General features: G+C 50.3%; 16 protein-coding genes and 1 tRNA gene. 12 read left to right on the top strand and 5 right to left on the bottom strand.

Features of this window, described 5'->3' with window-relative positions:
• Positions 1 to 92: 92 nt before the first annotated feature.
• Positions 93 to 1,022, bottom strand: coding sequence for a prolyl aminopeptidase (gene pip / locus HMPREF2608_RS09720; protein ID WP_070714186.1), 930 nt, complete (start codon positions 1,020 to 1,022; stop codon positions 93 to 95).
• A 124-nt stretch (positions 1,023 to 1,146) separates the two neighbouring features.
• Here pip and yciA point away from each other — a divergent pair, with 124 nt between their 5' ends.
• On the top strand, positions 1,147 to 1,581 hold the full coding sequence (gene yciA, locus HMPREF2608_RS09715; RefSeq protein ID WP_070826848.1) for an acyl-CoA thioester hydrolase YciA: 435 nt from the start codon (positions 1,147 to 1,149) through the stop codon (positions 1,579 to 1,581).
• Between the two features lie 245 nt (positions 1,582 to 1,826).
• A complete protein-coding gene (locus HMPREF2608_RS09710; RefSeq protein WP_070826846.1) occupies positions 1,827 to 2,618 on the top strand; it encodes a formate/nitrite transporter family protein in 792 nt (263 codons plus the stop codon).
• A 154-nt stretch (positions 2,619 to 2,772) separates the two neighbouring features.
• On the opposite strand, the gene HMPREF2608_RS09705 is transcribed toward HMPREF2608_RS09710, so the two are convergent.
• Together HMPREF2608_RS09705 and HMPREF2608_RS09700 are read right to left on the bottom strand one after the other, a co-directional pair.
• A tRNA-Pro gene (locus HMPREF2608_RS09705) sits at positions 2,773 to 2,849 on the bottom strand.
• A 154-nt stretch (positions 2,850 to 3,003) separates the two neighbouring features.
• A complete protein-coding gene (locus HMPREF2608_RS09700) occupies positions 3,004 to 4,527 on the bottom strand; it encodes a fumarate hydratase (protein WP_070826844.1) in 1,524 nt (507 codons plus the stop codon).
• Positions 4,528 to 5,380: 853 nt separating this feature from the next.
• Here HMPREF2608_RS09700 and HMPREF2608_RS09695 point away from each other — a divergent pair.
• The 5 genes from HMPREF2608_RS09695 to trkA all read left to right on the top strand — a co-directional run bounded on the left by HMPREF2608_RS09695 (position 5,381) and on the right by trkA (position 12,070).
• Entirely contained in the window at positions 5,381 to 6,019 is a 639-nt protein-coding gene (locus tag HMPREF2608_RS09695; RefSeq protein ID WP_070826843.1) for a 4Fe-4S dicluster domain-containing protein, read from the top strand.
• Positions 6,019 to 7,647 carry an FAD-binding protein gene (locus HMPREF2608_RS09690; protein WP_070826841.1) on the top strand — a complete coding sequence of 543 codons (1,629 nt, stop codon included), beginning with the start codon at positions 6,019 to 6,021 and terminating at the stop codon, positions 7,645 to 7,647. The genes HMPREF2608_RS09695 and HMPREF2608_RS09690 overlap by 1 nt, the downstream gene beginning before the upstream one ends.
• Positions 7,644 to 8,897 carry a complex I 51 kDa subunit family protein gene (locus tag HMPREF2608_RS09685; RefSeq protein WP_070826839.1) on the top strand — a complete coding sequence of 418 codons (1,254 nt, stop codon included), beginning with the start codon at positions 7,644 to 7,646 and terminating at the stop codon, positions 8,895 to 8,897. Before HMPREF2608_RS09690 ends, HMPREF2608_RS09685 begins: the two co-directional genes overlap by 4 nt.
• 213 nt (positions 8,898 to 9,110) lie before the next feature.
• Positions 9,111 to 10,562 carry a DASS family sodium-coupled anion symporter gene (locus HMPREF2608_RS09680; protein ID WP_070826838.1) on the top strand — a complete coding sequence of 484 codons (1,452 nt, stop codon included), beginning with the start codon at positions 9,111 to 9,113 and terminating at the stop codon, positions 10,560 to 10,562.
• A 95-nt stretch (positions 10,563 to 10,657) separates the two neighbouring features.
• Positions 10,658 to 12,070 carry a Trk system potassium transporter TrkA gene (trkA, locus tag HMPREF2608_RS09675; protein ID WP_070826836.1) on the top strand — a complete coding sequence of 471 codons (1,413 nt, stop codon included), beginning with the start codon at positions 10,658 to 10,660 and terminating at the stop codon, positions 12,068 to 12,070.
• A gap of 77 nt (positions 12,071 to 12,147) precedes the next feature.
• On the opposite strand, the gene lgt is transcribed toward trkA, so the two are convergent.
• On the bottom strand, positions 12,148 to 13,008 hold the full coding sequence (gene lgt / locus HMPREF2608_RS09670) for a prolipoprotein diacylglyceryl transferase (protein ID WP_070826834.1): 861 nt from the start codon (positions 13,006 to 13,008) through the stop codon (positions 12,148 to 12,150).
• A gap of 74 nt (positions 13,009 to 13,082) precedes the next feature.
• On the bottom strand, positions 13,083 to 14,213 hold the full coding sequence (locus tag HMPREF2608_RS09665; protein WP_070826833.1) for a M14 family metallopeptidase: 1,131 nt from the start codon (positions 14,211 to 14,213) through the stop codon (positions 13,083 to 13,085).
• A gap of 174 nt (positions 14,214 to 14,387) precedes the next feature.
• Here HMPREF2608_RS09665 and argB point away from each other — a divergent pair, with 174 nt between their 5' ends.
• The 5 genes from argB (at position 14,388) to HMPREF2608_RS09640 (ending at position 18,534) form a co-directional block, all read left to right on the top strand.
• Complete coding sequence (argB, locus tag HMPREF2608_RS09660; protein WP_070826831.1) at positions 14,388 to 15,275, top strand: acetylglutamate kinase; 888 nt, start codon at positions 14,388 to 14,390, stop codon at positions 15,273 to 15,275.
• Between the two features lie 261 nt (positions 15,276 to 15,536).
• A complete protein-coding gene (eno, locus tag HMPREF2608_RS09655) occupies positions 15,537 to 16,823 on the top strand; it encodes a phosphopyruvate hydratase (RefSeq protein ID WP_070826829.1) in 1,287 nt (428 codons plus the stop codon).
• A 23-nt stretch (positions 16,824 to 16,846) separates the two neighbouring features.
• Positions 16,847 to 17,122: a cell division protein FtsB gene (gene ftsB / locus HMPREF2608_RS09650; RefSeq protein ID WP_003679613.1), complete on the top strand. Its 276-nt coding sequence runs from the start codon at positions 16,847 to 16,849 to the stop codon at positions 17,120 to 17,122.
• A gap of 101 nt (positions 17,123 to 17,223) precedes the next feature.
• Positions 17,224 to 17,715 (top strand): DUF1841 family protein, encoded by a 492-nt coding sequence (locus HMPREF2608_RS09645; protein ID WP_063068729.1) that lies wholly within the window; start codon positions 17,224 to 17,226, stop codon positions 17,713 to 17,715.
• A 111-nt stretch (positions 17,716 to 17,826) separates the two neighbouring features.
• A complete protein-coding gene (locus HMPREF2608_RS09640; protein WP_070826827.1) occupies positions 17,827 to 18,534 on the top strand; it encodes an SIMPL domain-containing protein in 708 nt (235 codons plus the stop codon).
• Positions 18,535 to 18,589 lie beyond the last annotated feature (55 nt).

The following is an 18,589-nucleotide window of genomic DNA, read 5'->3' as shown; positions in this document are numbered from 1 at the left end:
GATGCAATGATAATATGATATTAAATTTAATATGTAAATAGAAAAATGCCGTCTGAAACTTTTTCAGACGGCATTTTTTTACTTATTAACCTTTATAACTTACTTCTAATATCCTCCACCGCTTTCACTAAAGCTTCAGAAAGCGAAGGATCAAAAGAAGAGTGGCCTGCTTGGACGATTCTTAATTCTGCTTCAGGGAAGGCTTGCGAGAGTTCCCACGCGCTTTGCATCGGGGTGCATAGGTCGTAGCGGCCTTGGACGATGATGGTTGGGATATGGCGGATTTTGTCGATGTTTGCCAAGATAGCTTTATCGCCCTGCAACCAGCCTTCGTTCACGAAGTAATGGTTTTCCATTCTTGCGATGGCAAGGGAGGCTTGCGGGTCTTCATCTACGTCTTTAGGTTCAAACTGAATAAGGTAGCTTTCCCAATCTGCCCATGATTTAGCCGCTTTGAGGCGTGTGGCTTCATCTTCGCTGAACAGCATTTCATGGTAGGCTTTAATTAGGGCTTGGCGTTTGTTTTCGGCTACTGGGGCAATGAATTTTTGCCATTGAGCTGGATAAATTTGGCTGACGCCGCCTGCTTCGTTCAGCCATGCCATTTCAGACGGCCTGCACAGGAAAATACCGCGCAAAACTAAGCCGCTGACGCGCTCAGGATGGGTTTCGGCATAAGTCAGTGATAAGGTGCTGCCCCATGAGCCACCGAAAACCAGCCATTTTTGGATACCGAGCATTTCGCGCACTTTTTCAATATCGGCAACCAAATCCCATGTGGTGTTGTCTTCGATACAGGCATAGGGTTTGGAACGTCCGCAACCTCGTTGGTCGATAATAACGATGCGGAAATGCTCTGGATTAAAAAAGCCGCGACAGGCAGGTGATGCGCCTGCTCCGGGGCCGCCATGCAGGAAAATCACGGGGTGGCCATCAGGATTACCTGATTCTTCCCAGTAGATTTCGTGAATGTCGGATACGCGCAAAAGGCCGCTATTTCGTGGTTCTTGAATCGGATGCATAAGCTTTCTCCTTTGTCTGATGAATATGTTGATTGTAACACTTTACCTTCTGATTTTTCAGACGGCCTACATAGGTTTATCGCCACAAATGGCGTAAAATAGCACTTTTTTGACAGGATTTTTTATGACTGACAACAAACAAACACATGCTGCACCCGAAGGGCAACTTTTATTGCGTACGGTAGCCATGCCGCGCGATACCAATCCTAATCAGGATATCTTCGGCGGCTGGATTATGTCGCAAATGGATCTGGGCGGCGGTATTTTGGCGGCAGAAATCGCACAGGGACGAATTGTAACCGTGGCTGTTCAAGAAATGAATTTCATCAGACCGGTAAAGGTCGGCAACGTCGTGTGCTGCTACGGTCATTGCGTCCGCGTAGGCAATACTTCTTTGCAACTGAAAATCGAAGTGTGGGTGAAGACTTTGATGAACGATATGGTAACGGAAGACCGCCAACTGGTCACCGAAGCCGTGTTCACTTACGTCGCCATCGATTCACAAGGCAATCCGCGCCCTATTCCTCGCGAAGGCAATGCAAAGCTGGCTCATTTGTAAGTTTAAAAATCAAAACAAGGCCGTCTGAAACCTCAACGTTCAGACGGCCTTTTTTCATACAGAAGCAAAATGTAATAATATTTCTTTTGAGCTAAAGCAAGGCGAAGTATCTGTTTTTTAGGTTTAATTCAGGCTGATTGATAAGACAAAGACCGTACACCGGCTCCCTATAGCACTGCCCTACCGCGACAGTTTGCGCCACTTTTGAAACGGCGTTTCCTCCTCAATCCACTTTAAGGAACATCATGGCTTCGCGCGATTTATACCCACAGGAAATTTTACAGGTTGTTCTCGATAAAAGCTGCGCCAAAGCACAATCCAGCATCCCCACACTGGCAATCTTGAGCGTTTTGGCCGGCGGATACATCGGCTTCGGTTATCTTGCCTATTTAAAAGTAGTCAGCGGCATTCCGCACGAATGGGGCGGTGTTGCCACTTTACTCGGCGCCGCCGTGTTCCCAATCGCCTTGATTTGCATCCTGCTTGGCGGAGGCGAGCTGGTAACCAGCAACATGATGATCATGTCTTTAGGCAAATTGGCCGGACGGATTTCCTCTAAAATGCTGCTGCGCAACTGGGTTATCGTCTGCATGGGCAATTTGGTGGGCACGCTGGCAATGGCGTTTTTCCTCGGATACTATGTCGGTATGATTGAAGGCAGCGTCGCAGAAAAAACCATTGCCGTAGCGGAAGCAAAAGTCCATATGGATTTCGGCCGCGCTTTTGTATCGGCAGTCGCATGTAACTGGATGGTCTGCATGGGCGCGTGGCTGCACTTTGCCGCTAAAAACACAACCGGACGAATGCTGGCCATTTGGTTCCCCGTCATGATTTTCGTATTAAACGGCTTCCAACACCTTGTCGCCAATATGTTCGTTATCCCAGCAGGTATTTTGGCAGGTGCAAACATCACTTGGGGACAGTTTTTCTTCAACATGATTCCCGTATTCCTGGGCAATGTCGTCGGTGGCGCATCCTTTGTCGGCGCATCGTATCTTTATACTTATAAAGACACACTGAAAGATAGTACCGAATAGCCCTGCTTTGAAAACAACAAAACCTGCTTTTTAAGCAGGTTTTGTTTCAGACGGCATTGGTATTAAGTTTTAAAATCCATTCGGACACATTATTCAGATAAATTATCCAAACGAAAAAAGAGCCGTTTTTAAAACGGCTCTTTCCAATTTTTTTTGGTCGGAGTGAAAGGATTCGAACCTTCGACCCCTTGCACCCCATGCAAGTGCGCTACCAGACTGCGCCACACTCCGACTCGATAAGCTGTGAATTTTAGTTTCAAACGCTGATTTTGACAAGTGCTTTTTAGAAGTGGAAATTTACTCGTTTGAAAACATTTAAATTATTTGTAAGCAAAAAAAGGCCGTCTGAAATCGTTCAGACGGCCTCTGATTATTCAGTCAAATATCAAGCTTCAATCGGAATAATACCGATTTTGGCCTGCCATTGTTTTGGCGCAATGGCGTGAACCGATTCGCCGTTGCTATCCACCGCAACGGTCACAGGCATGTCTTTGACTTCAAATTCGTAAATCGCTTCCATACCCAACTCTGGGAACGCCAATACTTTAGATGCTTTAATGGCTTTGGCAACCAGATATGCCGCGCCGCCGACAGCCATCAGGTAAACGGCTTTATTATCGGCAATGGCTTGGCAAGTTGCTGCGCCGCGTTCGGATTTACCGATCATACCCAGGAGGCCGGTTTGTTCCAGCATTTGGCGGGTGAATTTATCCATACGGGTGGAGGTGGTCGGACCTGCCGGACCAACAACTTCGTCGCGGACTGGATCAACCGGGCCGACGTAGTAAATCAGTTTGTTGGTGAAATCCACCGGCAACTCTTCGCCTTTATTGAGCATGTCAACCAGACGTTTGTGTGCGGCATCGCGGCCGGTCAGGATTTTACCGTTCAACAACAACACGTCGCCGGTTTTCCATGTAGCCACTTCTTCTTTGGTCAGATTATTGACATCGACACGTTTGCCGTTGTCAGGGCTGTAAGTCAAATCCGGCCAGTCTTCCAAAGACGGGGCTTCCAGTTTGGCCGGGCCTGAGCCGTCCAATTCAAATTCGATGTGGCGGGTAGCTGCGCAGTTTGGAATCATGGCAATCGGTTTGGAAGCCGCGTGGGTTGGGTAGTCAAGGATTTTGACATCCAGCACGGTGCTCAAACCGCCCAAACCTTGTGCGCCGATACCCAAGGCATTTACTTTTTTGTAGAGTTCCAAGCGCAGGGCTTCGGTTGTAGATAATTCTGCACCTGAATCGGCTTTTTCTTTGAGTTCCTGAATATCGATATGGCTCATCAGGCTTTCTTTGGCCATCAACACTGCTTTTTCAGGCGTACCGCCGATGCCGATACCCAAGATGCCCGGAGGACACCAGCCTGCACCCATTTGAGGAACGGTTTTCAATACCCAATCAACGATATTGTCTGAAGGGTTGAGCATGGCAACTTTGGTTTTGTTTTCAGAACCGCCACCTTTGGCTGCGCAAGTGACTTCGACTTTGTTGCCTTTTACGATTTCCATGTGTACAACGGCAGGCGTGTTGTCTTTGGTATTTTGACGCTTACCAGCCGGATCGGCCAAGACGGAGGCGCGCAGTTTGTTGTCAGGATAGGTGTACGCACGGCGTACGCCTTCGTTAACCATTTCCTGTACGCTCATCTCGGCATCCCACTGTACATCCATGCCCACTTTCAAGAATACGGTTGCAATACCGGTATCCTGACAAATCGGACGATGGCCTTCGGCACACATACGGCTATTGACCAAAATCTGCGCCATCGCATCTTTGGCGGCAGGGTTTTCTTCTTTTTGATAAGCCTTATACAAAGCCTGGATGTAGTCTTTAGGATGGTAGTAGCTGATGAATTGGAAAGCATCGAAAATACTTTGGATAAAGTCTTCTTGCTTGATGACGGTCATGATTGTGTTCCTTTTCGGCGTCATGGTAGGGAGGATTTGTTTATTTCTTAAGAGACCGATTTTTTCAGACGGCCTTCAATAGTGTAATAGTGCTTTCAAATGAATGACCCAGACAATATCATTTTCATACCTTATTGATTTAAATAAAATTTAATATCGCATTAAATCACTTGGTTATTGATAATCTATATCTACTGACCATTCACTTACATAGAAATAAAATTACATTATTTTTAAATGATATTCTAATTGCAAGGCCGTCTGAAATATTTGCCTTAAGCATCTGAGAAAGAAATTTAGTAGCCTGTATTTAAAAGGGAATAACCTAAATTTCAGACGGCCTTTCTTATTTTCCAATACAATACATAATTGTAAAATCTGTGTCATTTTCTCCCTCAATCCTCTTGACTGATATCAAACTTGTTTGATTTTATGAAATTTTATAACAGTCTTTTCACTTGCTCACATACCCAAATATTATTCAATATATACAACAATCTATGCAAAATTGTCTAACATATAATAATGATTTTTACTAGTAAATATACAAATATTTTAAAATTTATAATAAAAAAGTAATTTTATTTTACCTTTTAAATCAAATATAAATGATGAAATTAGCCTAAATAATAAGCAAATTTTGTTTACAATCTTTCCTCTATGAAACCTTAGATTGTTCCTATCTTCAAAACCACTAAATTCTGATACACTTCGACTTATAAAGATAAATATTGATTTTAAAAGAATTTCTGAGTAAATCACTTGGATATTTCCACGCACACAATAGATGTAATAAAAATACAATTAATCAAATTACCCACTATTCCAACTTCCAATTTCACAGGAACAAACCATGAGTGAAAATTTGTTAACCCTGACCATAGACGGCCACGAAGTCAAAGCTTCCGTTGATTCGTCAATCATCCAAGCCTATGCACGTTCAGGCAATGCGATTACTGCCAATGTCGGCTGTATGGGTCAAGGCGTATGCGGTTCCTGCCGCTGTATGATTCGTAAAGAAGGTGAGCGTGAAGTCACCACCGCACTGGCATGCGAGACCAAAGTCGAAGAAGGTATGCAGGTCAGCTTCTTGGATTACTTTATTCCAGAGCACATCCAATATTACGACGTCGGCGAGATTGGTGACGGTTGGAACTGGTTGGACGATACCGCCAAAGCTTTCCCTGAAGCACAAAACTGCCGTCATTGCGGCGGCTGCAATCGCGCCTGTCCTAAAGGTTTGCAAGTGGAAAACGGCGTAGCGCAGGTAGTTTCCGGCGATTTCGGCGCGGCTGCGCTGACCTTCGACCAATGTGTGATGTGCAACCTCTGCACCCTCTCCTGCCCCGAACACATCCGTCCGAACCACTTGGGCTTGTTCGCCCGCCGTATGAAAGCGGCGCGTACGTTGCGCCCTGTAGATTTGATGCGCCGCCTGCGCGAAATCGACAGCGGCAAAATGAAAGTCGAATTTGAAGAGGAGTCAGTGTAATGGTTAACAAAATCCAAGGCATAGACTACGAAACCGCCCTTGCCAACCTGCGCTCTTCCTCATTGGAACTGCGTGGCGATTTACCTGAAAAAAACGAATTACTAAGCCAATTTCACCCTGACTATCAGGCAAATGCGCGTGTGAAACTGCCTATCGGTCCAAACCAAGGCGATTACTGCCATCCTGATTTGGCCAAACTCTTAATCAGTCAGCCTCTGATTGACGACTATAATTTATCAGGCGCAGAACACTTGAACACTGACGTATTGGTAATTGGCGGCGGCGGTGCAGGTGCGGCGGCGGCATTGTCTGCGACTGAAGCCGGCGCACGCGTCATCATGGCGAACAAACTGCGTATCGGCGACAGCAATACCGTGATGGCCGAAGGCGGCATTCAAGCAGCAGTCGGCGCAGAAGACAGCCTGCAACAACACTTTGACGACACCATCAAAGGCGGCCACAACGTCGGCAAAAAAGAATTGGTGGCGCAAATGGTTACCGATGCGCCGTCCGCCATTCGTTGGCTGATTGGCTTGGGCATGACTTTTGACTTGGCTAAAGGTGCAGACAACAACGGAATGTTAAGCCGCAAGCGTGCAGGTGGTACGACCGTGCCGCGCATCCTGAGCTACCGCGACTTCACAGGCCTCGAAATGATGCGCGTGCTGCGCGAGGCGGTCGAACTCGACGAAAACATCACTCAGCTCAACCGCCACCCCGCCATCGAATTATTGTCGGACGAACACGGCCGCTGCGTCGGCGCGATTTTGTACGATTTGGAAAAACGCTCTTTGGTATTGGTTCACGCCAAAGCTGTGGTCTTGGCAACCGGCGGCAGCGGACGGCTGCATTTGCAGGGTTTCGCCACTTCCAACCACTACGGTGCAACCGCTGACGGTCTGGTGATGGCCTACCGTATCGGCGCCAAACTGCGCGATGTCGATTCTTTCCAATACCACCCGACCGGAGTTGCCCACCCTCCACACTTGGCAGGTGCGCTGATTTCCGAAGCCGTGCGCTCTGCAGGCACCAAACTGGTCAACGGTTTGGGCGAACGTTTCGTTGACGAATTACAGCCGCGTGACGTCGTTGCCGCTGCAATTCTGCGTGAATGCCGCGAAGGCCGCGGCGTGGTACGTGACGGTCAAGTCGGCGTGTTCCTCGACACCCCGCGCCTGATTGCTAACGACCCTGACGTATTAAACCGTTTGGTAACACTCGGCCACGTTGCCCACAAATGCGGCATTGACCCTGCCGTTGAGCCGGTCATGATTCATCCGACCCTGCACTATCAAAACGGCGGTATCGAAATCAACGGTGACGGCGCGACCTGCGTCGAAGGCCTCTATTGCGCCGGCGAAGTAACCGGCGGTATTCACGGCCGCAACCGCCTGATGGGCAATGCGCTTTTGGACATTATCAGCTTCGGCCGCCGTGCCGGTAAAGCCGCGGCAAATTGCGGCCTACCGCTGAAAAAAGTACGCGGCGGTGTCGGACACGTCCACGACCTGCAACGCGAAATGACCCGCGCCGGTCTGACCAGCGACATCAAAGCCCCCGTTTTATATCCCGACTACGGCAAATTCGATTTGCGTGAACACGCCGGTTTGCAGGAGCAACAATCATGAATCAAGCCAATCAAAACTTACTGCATCCTTCCCGCCAAGTTGGCGCAGATTTAGCCGCGTGGCGCAAAGTCAGCGGCGGCGAAGGCCTGCTGGCTGCGCTTGCCGATCCTCAAAGCATTGTTTCCAAACTGCAAGATGCCAATCTTTGCGGTATGGGCGGTGCAGGTTTCCCGACTTGGCGCAAATGGGAGGCTGCCGTTGCCGCCCAAAGCAAAAATGGCGACAAATACGTTGTCTGCAATGCCAACGAAGACGAACCGGGTACATTTAAAGACCGCGTACTATTGGCAAATACGCCACACCAAGTCATCGAAGGCGTCCTGATTGCCGCCGTTGCCTGCCGTGCCAACAAAGCGATTCTGTACGTCAACCCTCATCAAACTGAATCCATCGCTTCCATCACACCGGCCATTGAGCAATGGAAAAACAGCGATTTGTTTATCCGTATTGAAAACTACTTGGATAAACCTTTGGACTTGCAACTGGTTGAAACCTCAGGCCGTTATATCGGCGGCGAAGAAACTGCCGTGATTTCATGGCTGGAAGGCGGTTTCCCCTTCCCCCGCCGCAAACCACCTTTCCCAGCCGAAAGCGGTGTCAACGGTGAGCCGACCCTTATCAACAATACCGAAACCTTCGCCAATATTCCGCAAATCCTTGCCAAAGGTGCGGAATGGTACAAATCTTTAGGTTTGGGCGATGCGGCCGGTACAAAACTCTACTCGCTCTCCGGCGACGTATTGAATCCAGGCCTGTACGAACTGCCGATGGGCACAACCCTGCAATCACTAATTTACGATCACGGCGGCGGTATGCTTGAAGGCCGCACGTTTAAAGCCGTATTTACCGGTGGCCCGTCAAACACGCTTTTGACCGTAAAAGATTTGGATGTGCCTTTGGACTTCGTTTCCGTACGCGAACGCAAATCCAGCCTCGGTACCGGCGCGATGATTGTGATTTCCGAAGGCACCAGCGTGGTGCGTAAAGTGGCCGAGTATGTGGAATTTTTTGCTTCCAACTCATGCGGTCAATGCCCGCCGTGTAAAGGCGGCACATTCCAGCTTTCCCGCCTGCTCAACCGCGTGGACACCGGCATCGGCACTCCCGACGACCTGCGCGCCCTGCAAAGCCTGTGCCAACTGTTGCCACGAAGCGGCCGTTGCGGTTTGATTGACGGCGCGGTTACCGTGTTGCAAAGCTCGCTGCGCACCTTCCCCGAAGAGTACGGCCTGCCGCAAGAACAGGAGTAAAACGGCGTTGTTTTCAGACGGCCTGTTACTGTAAAGGCCGTCTGAAAAACCAATACCAAACTCCCTTTCTCTTCTTTCCAAGATGGACGAGAAACCCAATAAGAAAAATACCTTCCGAACCTACCAACACACGTTCAGACAAGCTTCAGCAACACTCAGGCCGTCTGAAAACCGATTTCCCAATACTTCAATCCTCAAATTAGGAGATTCAACATGGGCTTCAAGCCAATTCCTGCTGCGGTTGCACTTGTGCTGACGCTGCTTATCTGGTTCGTTATCCCCGTTCCTCAAGGCGTATCGCCTGACGCATGGCATCTTTTGGCATTGTTTGTCGGCATCATTGCCGGCATCATCGGCAAAGCCATGCCTATCGGCGCAATGGCGATTTTGGGCATTACCTTGGTTGCACTGACCGGTGTGACCAACGAAAAAGCCGCCGACGCAACCAAAGACGCTCTGAGCAGCCTCAACAACTCGCTCATCTGGATGATTGGTATCGCCATCATCATCTCGCGCGGTTTGTTGAAAACCGGCTTGGGGATGCGTATCGGCTACCTGCTGATCTCCCTTTTCGGCAAACGCACGCTGGGCGTAGGTTACAGCTTGGCATTGGCCGACTTGGTCATCGGTCCGGTAACGCCAAGTAATACCGCGCGCGGCGGTGCAATCGTGCATCCGATTATGAAATCCATTGCCTTAAGCTTCGACTCCGATCCTGAAAAAGGTACGGAAGGCAAAATCGGCAAATACCTTTCACTGGTCAACTTTCACTCCAACGTGATTACCTGTCTGATTTTTATCACTGCCACCGCACCCAATCCACTGGTAGTCGAATTGGTTGCCAAAGCCACCAATTCGGAAATCCAACTCTCTTGGGGTACTTGGTTCTTGGCGATGGTCGTACCCGGCCTGCTTGCTATGCTGCTGATGCCGCTGGTGCTGTATTTCCTGTATCCGCCTGAAATCAAACAAACCCCTAACGCCACTGCTTTGGCAAAAGAGCATTTGGCTGCCATGGGGCCGATGAAGCGTGAAGAAAAAATCATGCTGGGCATTTTCCTGGTTCTGCTGCTGTTGTGGGCGGGTATTCCCGAGATGCTGTTCGGCGTGAAAGTTGACGCTACCGCCACCACCTTCCTCGGCTTGAGCCTGTGTCTGCTGACCGGCGTACTGACTTGGGAAGATGCGCTGAAAGAAAAAAGCGCGTGGGACACCATTGTTTGGTTTGCTGCCTTGGTGATGATGGCAAACTTCCTCAACAAACTGGGCCTCATCAGTTGGTTGTCCGACTCCATGCAAAGCGGTATCGCCCACATGGGTTTGGGTTGGGAAGCCGGTTGTGCCCTGTTGATGCTAGCCTACCTCTACGCCCACTACGTTTTCGCCAGCGGTACGGCACACGTTACCGCCATGTTCGGCGCATTCTACGGCGCAGGCTTGGCTTTGGGTGCACCACCGATGCTGTTTGCCCTAATTATGGCAGCCGCTACCGGCATCATGATGTCGCTGACCCACTACGCCACCGGTTCTGCTCCTGTCATTTACGGCTCGAACTACGTCAACATGACCGAATGGTGGAAAGCCGGCTTCATCATGAGTGTGGTCGAAATTCTGATTTTCGGCACTGTCGGCATCTTGTGGTGGAAAGCCTTGGGTTATTGGTAATCCTTTAGCCGATTGAAAAATCAGGCCGTCTGAAAACTCCAATTTCAGACGGCCTTTTGTTACAATTTCATTTTTACCGAACACACTCGATTACCGTGAAAATACTCATCCTCGGCAGCGGCCAAGTCGGCTCGACCGTCGCCCAAAACCTCGCCTCCGTTCCCAGCAACGACGTCACTATTATCGACATCGACGAAAAAGCGCTCAACCGCATCAGCAGCCGCCTCGATGTCCAAACCATCGTCGGCAACGGCGCATCGCCCTTTACCCTCGAACAGGCAGGCGCGGCGGACTCCGACCTCCTGCTTGCCCTGACCCGCAGTGACGAAACCAACATTGTTGCCTCCAAAATCGCCGCCGACCTGTTCAACATCCCCAGCCGCATCGCACGCGTGCGCTCAAGCGAATACCTCGAATATCCGGTTGCCGGCAGCGACAAACCCGAAGAAGGCAGCCTCAATATCTTCGGCATTACCGAAACCATCAGCCCCGAACAACTGGTTACCGAACAACTTGTCGGCCTGCTCAACTACACCAGCTCATTGCAGGTACTCAGTTTCGCCAACGACCAAGTCCGCATGGTGATTGTTCAAGCCCGCAAAGGCGGTTTGCTGATCGGCCGTGAAATTGCCGACATCAACCAACACCTGCTCGAAGGTGCGGACTGCCAAATCTGCGCCATCTACCGCAACAACCGCCTGATCGTCCCAACGCCGCAAACCGTCATCATCGAAGGCGATGAAGTCCTGTTTGCTGCCGACATCAACAGCGTTGAAGCCATCATGCGCGAATTGCGTCCGAAAGAAGCGCGTACCCGCCGCATCATGATTGCCGGCGGCGGTAACATCGGCTACCGCCTCGCCAAGCAGCTCGAATCTAAATACGACATCAAAATCATCGAATACAAACCCCAGCGCGCCGAATGGCTGGCCGAGAATCTGGACAATACCCTCGTCCTGCAAGGTTCCGCCACCGACGAAACCCTGCTGGACGAAGAATACATCGACGAAATCGACGTCTTCTGCGCGTTGACCAATGATGACGAAAACAACATCATGTCCAGCCTGTTGGCAAAAAACCTTGGCGCCAAACGCGTGATCACCATCGTCAACCGCTCAAGCTACGTCGATTTGCTTGAAGGTAACAAAATCGATATCGTTGTTTCCCCTCATCTGATTACCATCGGCTCCATCCTCGCCCACATTCGCCGCGGCGACATCGTTGCCGTCCATCCTTTGCGCCGCGGTACGGCCGAAGCCATTGAAGTGGTAGTACACGGCGACAAAAACACTTCCGCCATCGTCGGCCGCCGCATCAGCGGCATCAAATGGCCAAGCGACTGCTACATCGCCGCCATCGTCCGCGGCGCAACCGGCGAGGTCATCATGGGACACCACACCGAAACCATCCTCCAAGACGGCGACCACATTATCTTCTTCGTCTCACGCCGTCGCGTCCTGCCGGAGTTGGAAAAACTCATTCAAGTCAAAATGGGCTTTTTCGGTTAAACCTGAAATCCGTTTGCTTGAAGCCATAAAAAGGCCGTCTGAAAACCTTTTCAGACGGCCTTTATTTCTTGTTTTATTTACGCTTTGGCAACACTGTTTTTACAGCCAAACCAAACAAAACCAATCACACCCAATACAATCATCGGCACGCTCAACCATTGACCCATGGACAAACCCAAAGTCAGCAGGCCGAGATAGTCGTCAGGCTGACGGGCAAATTCGGCAATAAAGCGGAACAAACCGTAACCGCCCAAGAACAATGCCGCTGTTTGACCGGCCGGACGCGGTTTTTTCGAGAAAATCCAAACGATGACAAACAGGCAAATGCCTTCAAGGGCAAACTGGTAAAGCTGAGACGGATGGCGCGGCAGCATACCGTATTGTTGCAGCCATTCGGCCCACAAAGGATTGTGCGCCGCAGCTTCCGCATCTTCGTAACGCGCTTGCGGAAAACCCATTGCCCAGAAAGCATTGAGTTCGGTCACGCGTCCCCAAAGTTCGCCGTTGATAAAGTTGCCGATACGGCCGGAAGCCAAGCCCAGCGGTACGAGCGGCGCAACGGTATCCATCAATTTCAAGATACTGATGTTGTGCTTGCGGCCAAACAGCCACATGGCAACGACCACACCCAAGAATCCGCCGTGAAACGACATACCACCTTCCCATACTTTGAAAATATCCAACGGGTTGGCCAGATAGTCGGAAAATTTATAAAACAAAACGTAGCCGATACGGCCGCCCAAGATCACACCCAAGATACCCCAAGTCAGGAAATCGTCGAGTGTTTCTTTGGTAAACACAGAATTGCCCTGCGCGATACGGCGGCGGCCCAAAATCGTAAACAGGATAAAGCCGACAATATAGCTCAAGGCATACCAGCGGATGGCAAGCGGGCCGATGCTGATCAGCACCGGATCAAACTGGGGATGTATCATCATAATGTGTGTTCCTTATCTCAAAGGCCGTCTAAAAGCCTGAACTTTCAGATGGCCTGTATGCGGTGTCGGATGGTTTAACGCAAATCGTCAACCACATTCAAAATAGCAGACAACATTGCCTCGCCCAAGCGCAGCGAGCGTTGCCCGTTCCAGCCGAAATCGTCGTCCGGCAGGTTGGCATTGTCTTTAAACGGCATTTCCAAAGTATAGGCAAGGCAGTTGAAATGATTGCCGACCCAGTTGGTCGCCAAAGTCATGTTTGCCTGACCCGGCGCATCTTTGTCATAGCCGTAATCGTCTTGGAAATCGGGGCTGGCATTGAGCAACGCCAGTTTGAATTGATCTTCCAAGGCTTCGATGCGTTCGTTGTAATTCGGCACGCCTTCGGTACCGGCCACAAAGACAAACGGCAGGCCTTCATCGCCGTGAATATCCAAGAACAAATCCACGCCGGTTTCCATCATTTTTTCACGGACGGTAAAGACTTCGGGGCTTAGCTCCAAAGTCGGGTTTTCCCATTCGCGGTTGAGGTTGGCGCCGGCGGCATTGGTGCGCAGGTTGCCCAATACCGAACCGTCCGGATTCATATTCGGCACAATGTAGAAAGTCGCACGGTCAAGCAGCATGCGCGCGGTCGGATCTTGCGGATCAAGCAGACGGCCCAGCAAACCTTCGACAAACCATTCCGCCATGGTTTCGCCCGGATGTTGACGGGCGATAATCCAGACTTTCATGTCGCTTTCGACTTGGTTGCCGATGGTCAGAAGATTGATGTCGCGGCCTTGAACAGTGCTGCCCAAGTCGTCGATACGGCACAAACCGCTGCCCTGAGCATCGCCCAAAAGGTTCAAATGCTGCTCGTTGGAATAAGGCTCGAAATAAGCGTAGTAAACGCTGTTGGACAAAGGCGTATGATTGATGGTCAACACGCCGCTTTCGTAGCTGGTCGGCACGCGGAACCAATTTTGACGGTCGTAAGAAGCGCAAGCCTGATAGTCCTCCCAGCCCAAAGGATACGCAGCGTCCGCCGCATTTTCAAAATGCATCACGCAGTTTTGATAGGCCGCACCCTGCAAACGGAAGTAAAACCATTGGGCAAACTCCGAAGCATTGTCGGGACGCAGGGCGAGGCGGATATCGGCAGGGTTGCTCAAGTCTTTGACAACGACCGAACCGGCATCGAATTGGGTGCTGATTTTCATCATGGGTATCCTTAGTAATCGGCAAAGAGGCCGAAGCAAACCGTCATTTTACCGTTTGCATGAGGCTGGTTTCAACCATTTAACTGATTTAACAGGATTTCAAGCGTCTGGAAATATTGTTTCAGACGGCCTTTGGGATTAAGATAAAGGCCGAAATCATGAAACAAGGTTGAAACCATGACTCAGCAACAATCTGTCTCCTCTGCGATCAAAGCGCGCGTCCTTGCCGAATCTTTACCTTATATCCGCCGTTTTTCCGGCTCCATCATCGTCATCAAATACGGCGGCAACGCCATGACCGAACCTGCCTTAAAAGAGGGTTTCGCACGCGATGTCGTCCTGCTCAAACTGATCGGCCTGCATCCCGTCATCGTTCACGGCGGCGGCCCGCAAATCAATGAAATGTTGGAAAAAGTCGGCAAAAAAGGAGAGTTTGTTCAAGGCATGCGCGTGACCGACAGCGAAACCATGGACATTGTGGAAATGGTTTTGGGCGGACACGTCAATAAAGAAATCGTTTCCATGATTACCACCTTCGGCGGTCGCGCCGTCGGCATTACCGGCCGCGACAACCACTTCATCAAAGCGGAAAAACTCCTAATCGACACGCCCGAACAAAAAGGCGTGGACATCGGCCAAGTCGGCACAGTGGCCGATATCGACACCCGTTTGGTGGAAGGCTTGGTCGAACGCGGCTGCATTCCGGTCATCGCACCCATCGGCGTAGGTCAAAACGGCGAAGCGTTCAACATCAATGCTGACTTGGTTGCCGGCAAACTGGCGGAAAAACTTCAAGCCGAAAAACTGCTGATGATGACCAATATCCCCGGCGTACTGGATAAAGAAGGCAAATTATTGACCACCCTGACGCCAAGCCGCATTGACGAACTGATTGAAGACGGTACTCTGTACGGCGGTATGCTGCCTAAAATTGCCTCTGCCGTCGAAGCCGCCAAAAGCGGTGTCAAAGCCACACATATCATAGACGGCCGCGTTCCAAACGCCCTGCTCTTGGAAGTGCTGACCGATGACGGCGTAGGCTCGATGATTTTGGGAGCAGGCTAATCCGCTTTTCAGACGGCCTTATGCCTTATTTAATCAGCTTTTCACCCTAAAAAGGGTAAAAAATGTTACACTATACGACTTATGTTTGTTTGAGCGATATTGACGTGAAACAAACTTACAGTCGGTTTCATACCGACTCCGATGCCATACTTGGCAAAGACGGTATAATGTCTGCATTCATCAGACTTTGGCAATCATCCTTAAGGCCGTCTGAAGCGTAACAAAGCTACTTTTCTTTTACCATCCTATTTGGAGATATTCATGAGCGCAATCGTTGATATTTTTGCACGCGAAATTTTGGACTCCCGCGGCAACCCTACCGTAGAGTGTGACGTATTGTTGGAATCCGGCGTCATGGGACGCGCAGCCGTACCAAGCGGCGCATCAACCGGCCAAAAAGAAGCTTTGGAACTGCGTGACGGCGACAAATCCCGTTACTTGGGCAAAGGCGTATTGAAAGCCGTTGACCACGTCAACAACCAAATCGCGCAAGCCCTCATCGGTATCGATGCCAACGAACAATCTTATATCGACCAAATCATGATCGAATTGGACGGTACTGAAAACAAAGGCAACTTGGGCGCCAACGCCACTTTGGCCGTTTCTATGGCCGTAGCACGCGCGGCCGCTGAAGATTCAGGCCTGCCGCTGTACCGTTACTTGGGCGGCGCAGGCCCAATGGCTCTGCCGGTTCCGATGATGAACGTTATCAACGGCGGCGAACATGCCAACAACAGCCTGAACATCCAAGAATTCATGATCATGCCTGTCGGCGCAAAATCTTTCCGCGAAGCTCTGCGTTGCGGTGCCGAAATTTTCCACGCACTGAAAAAACTGTGTGACGGCAAAGGCTTCCCAACTACCGTTGGCGACGAAGGTGGTTTCGCACCCAACCTGAACAGCCACAAAGAAGCCCTGCAACTGATGGTGGAAGCCACAGAAGCCGCCGGCTACAAAGCAGGTGAAGACGTATTGTTCGCTCTGGACTGCGCATCCAGCGAATTCTACAAAGACGGCAAATACCACTTGGAAGCCGAAGGCCGCTCTTACACCAGCGCAGAATTTGCCGAATACTTGGAAGGCCTGGTTAACGAATTCCCAATCATTTCCATCGAAGACGGCATGGACGAAAACGACTGGGAAGGCTGGAAACTGCTGACCGAAAAATTGGGCAAAAAAGTTCAATTGGTCGGCGACGACTTGTTCGTAACCAATCCAAAAATCTTGGCTGAAGGCATCGAAAAAGGCGTGGCAAACGCATTGCTGGTTAAAGTCAACCAAATCGGTACATTGAGCGAAACCCTGCAAGCCGTCGACTTGGCCAAACGCAACCGCTACGCCAGCGTAATGAGCCACCGTTCCGGTGAAACCGAAGACAGCACCATTGCCGACTTGGCCGTTGCCACCAACTGCATGCAAATCAAAACCGGCTCCCTGTCCCGTTCTGACCGCATGGCGAAATACAACCAATTGTTGCGCATCGAAGAAGAATTGGCCGAAGCCGCTTACTACCCTGGCAAAGCCGCATTCTACCAACTGGGCAAATAAGCAGAATATAGGATATTGATTGTATGAAGTGGGTGACTTTTGTTTTAACCTTCGCACTTTTGTGCTGTCAGTACAGCCTTTGGTTCGGTAAAGGCAGCGTCGGGCATACGGAAGAATTGCAGGAGCAGCTCGTCCGTCAGGAGGAAAAAAACCAAACGCTCACTTTGCGCAACAATTTCCTCAATGCGGAAGTTGAAGATTTGGCACACGGACAAGAGGCCATTGCCGAAATTGCCCGCGTCGAATTAGGCTATGTCCAAGACGGCGAAGTGTATTACCGAATCATCGACCGCCGCTAAACCCTGCAAAACAAAGGCCGTCTGAAAACATATTTTTCAGACGGCCTTTTTTATCGCAATCGCTATATAATCACATATCCCAAAATCAAATCACCCCCATCATGTATGACGTAAACACCCACGATGTCCGCCGATTCTTTGCCCACGTCTGGCAACACAGGCTCGCGCCGCTCCAATTAGACGGCCTGCAACAAAAAGCTTTGCGCATCATCGAAGCCCATCCCGAATACGGACACTATCTCGAAGACATCGAACAATATTTAGATAAAGAATGGCTGCCCGAAGACGGTGAAAGCAACCCATTCCTGCACATGTCGCTACACCTTTCCCTGCAAGAGCAAAGCGCCATCGACCAGCCCCCGGGCATCCGTGCCATCCACCAACAACTTTGCGCCCGTTACAACGGCGACTGGGTCAAAGCCGAACACGATATGATGGAAGCCTTAGCAGAAACCATCTGGGAAGCACAACGCTACGGACGGGGCCTTGACGTCAATGCCTACATGACCCGCTTGCGGAAATTGGTCGGCTTAGGCCAAGAAGAAAAAGCCCGCCTCAATCCCCATGAAGTCGGCTTGATGGATACAAAGTAACTTCTTTTCAGACGGCCTCAACCCATACAAATCCTTACGCTTGCCAAAGCCAACATTTCCATCTTTCATGCTAAATTACTTTTTTGAAATCCGCATTACAAGGAAAACAAAATGCTCCGCCCAACCCTTACCACCCTACTGCTAGCCGCCTCCCTGCCCGTTGCAGCAGAAAGCCTCAACTACAACATCGTTGAATTTTCCGAATCCGCGAATATGGAAGTGCCACGGGATACCATGACCGCGCATTTCAGCGTCAACGCAGAAGGCAAAGACCGTCAAGCCGTCAACCAAGCCTTCATGAAAAAATTCAACCAGTTCAACAAAATCTCCCAAAACAGCAAATTTAAAGCCGAGTTGATGGAGCGCAACGGATCCCCTCGCTATCAATATACCAACGGCAAACGCACCCAAACCGGCTGGGAAGAACACGCCTACTTCAAAGTAGAAAGCAAAGACTTTGAAGCACTCAACCGCCTAATTGCCGACAGCATCAATATCGCCGTTTTGGAAAGCTCCTCATTTTCCGTATCCAAAGAAAAACGCGAAGAAACCGTCGACCAACTGAGCAAAGCCGTCATCCTACGCTTCAAAGACCGCGCCCAAAACCTCGCCCAAACGCTTGGCTTCTCCAGCTACAAAATCGTCAAACTCAACCTGGGCCACATCGGCAACCGCCAAGTCGGCGGCGATTTCGCACACGCCAAAATGTTGCGGGCAGCCCCTGTCGCAGAGATGGCTGCGGGAATAGAAGATGGTGTACCAGCCTCTCCAGGTTCGGAAGAAATCAGCCTAACCGTCAGTGGCTCGGTACAAATGTAGGATTTTCTTTTAAATCATTTTAAAGGCCGTCTGAAAGTATATTTTTCAGACGGCC

The sequence above is a fragment of the Neisseria sp. HMSC064D07 genome (assembly GCF_001837185.1).
Classification (GTDB): domain Bacteria; phylum Pseudomonadota; class Gammaproteobacteria; order Burkholderiales; family Neisseriaceae; genus Neisseria; species Neisseria flavescens_C.
This window is presented reverse-complemented; position numbering and strand designations above follow the sequence as displayed.

Coding starts and splice junctions, on each gene's coding strand:
- HMPREF2608_RS09690 (WP_070826841.1), top strand. CDS start 6,019: ATGGTTAACAAAATCCAAGGCATAGACTACGAAACCGCCCTTGCCAAC.
- HMPREF2608_RS09645 (WP_063068729.1), top strand. CDS start 17,224: ATGTATGACGTAAACACCCACGATGTCCGCCGATTCTTTGCCCACGTC.
- argB (WP_070826831.1), top strand. CDS start 14,388: ATGACTCAGCAACAATCTGTCTCCTCTGCGATCAAAGCGCGCGTCCTT.
- HMPREF2608_RS09640 (WP_070826827.1), top strand. CDS start 17,827: ATGCTCCGCCCAACCCTTACCACCCTACTGCTAGCCGCCTCCCTGCCC.
- ftsB (WP_003679613.1), top strand. CDS start 16,847: ATGAAGTGGGTGACTTTTGTTTTAACCTTCGCACTTTTGTGCTGTCAG.
- HMPREF2608_RS09680 (WP_070826838.1), top strand. CDS start 9,111: ATGGGCTTCAAGCCAATTCCTGCTGCGGTTGCACTTGTGCTGACGCTG.
- yciA (WP_070826848.1), top strand. CDS start 1,147: ATGACTGACAACAAACAAACACATGCTGCACCCGAAGGGCAACTTTTA.
- HMPREF2608_RS09685 (WP_070826839.1), top strand. CDS start 7,644: ATGAATCAAGCCAATCAAAACTTACTGCATCCTTCCCGCCAAGTTGGC.
- HMPREF2608_RS09665 (WP_070826833.1), bottom strand. CDS start 14,213: ATGATGAAAATCAGCACCCAATTCGATGCCGGTTCGGTCGTTGTCAAA.
- lgt (WP_070826834.1), bottom strand. CDS start 13,008: ATGATGATACATCCCCAGTTTGATCCGGTGCTGATCAGCATCGGCCCG.
- HMPREF2608_RS09695 (WP_070826843.1), top strand. CDS start 5,381: ATGAGTGAAAATTTGTTAACCCTGACCATAGACGGCCACGAAGTCAAA.
- HMPREF2608_RS09710 (WP_070826846.1), top strand. CDS start 1,827: ATGGCTTCGCGCGATTTATACCCACAGGAAATTTTACAGGTTGTTCTC.
- eno (WP_070826829.1), top strand. CDS start 15,537: ATGAGCGCAATCGTTGATATTTTTGCACGCGAAATTTTGGACTCCCGC.
- HMPREF2608_RS09700 (WP_070826844.1), bottom strand. CDS start 4,527: ATGACCGTCATCAAGCAAGAAGACTTTATCCAAAGTATTTTCGATGCT.
- pip (WP_070714186.1), bottom strand. CDS start 1,022: ATGCATCCGATTCAAGAACCACGAAATAGCGGCCTTTTGCGCGTATCC.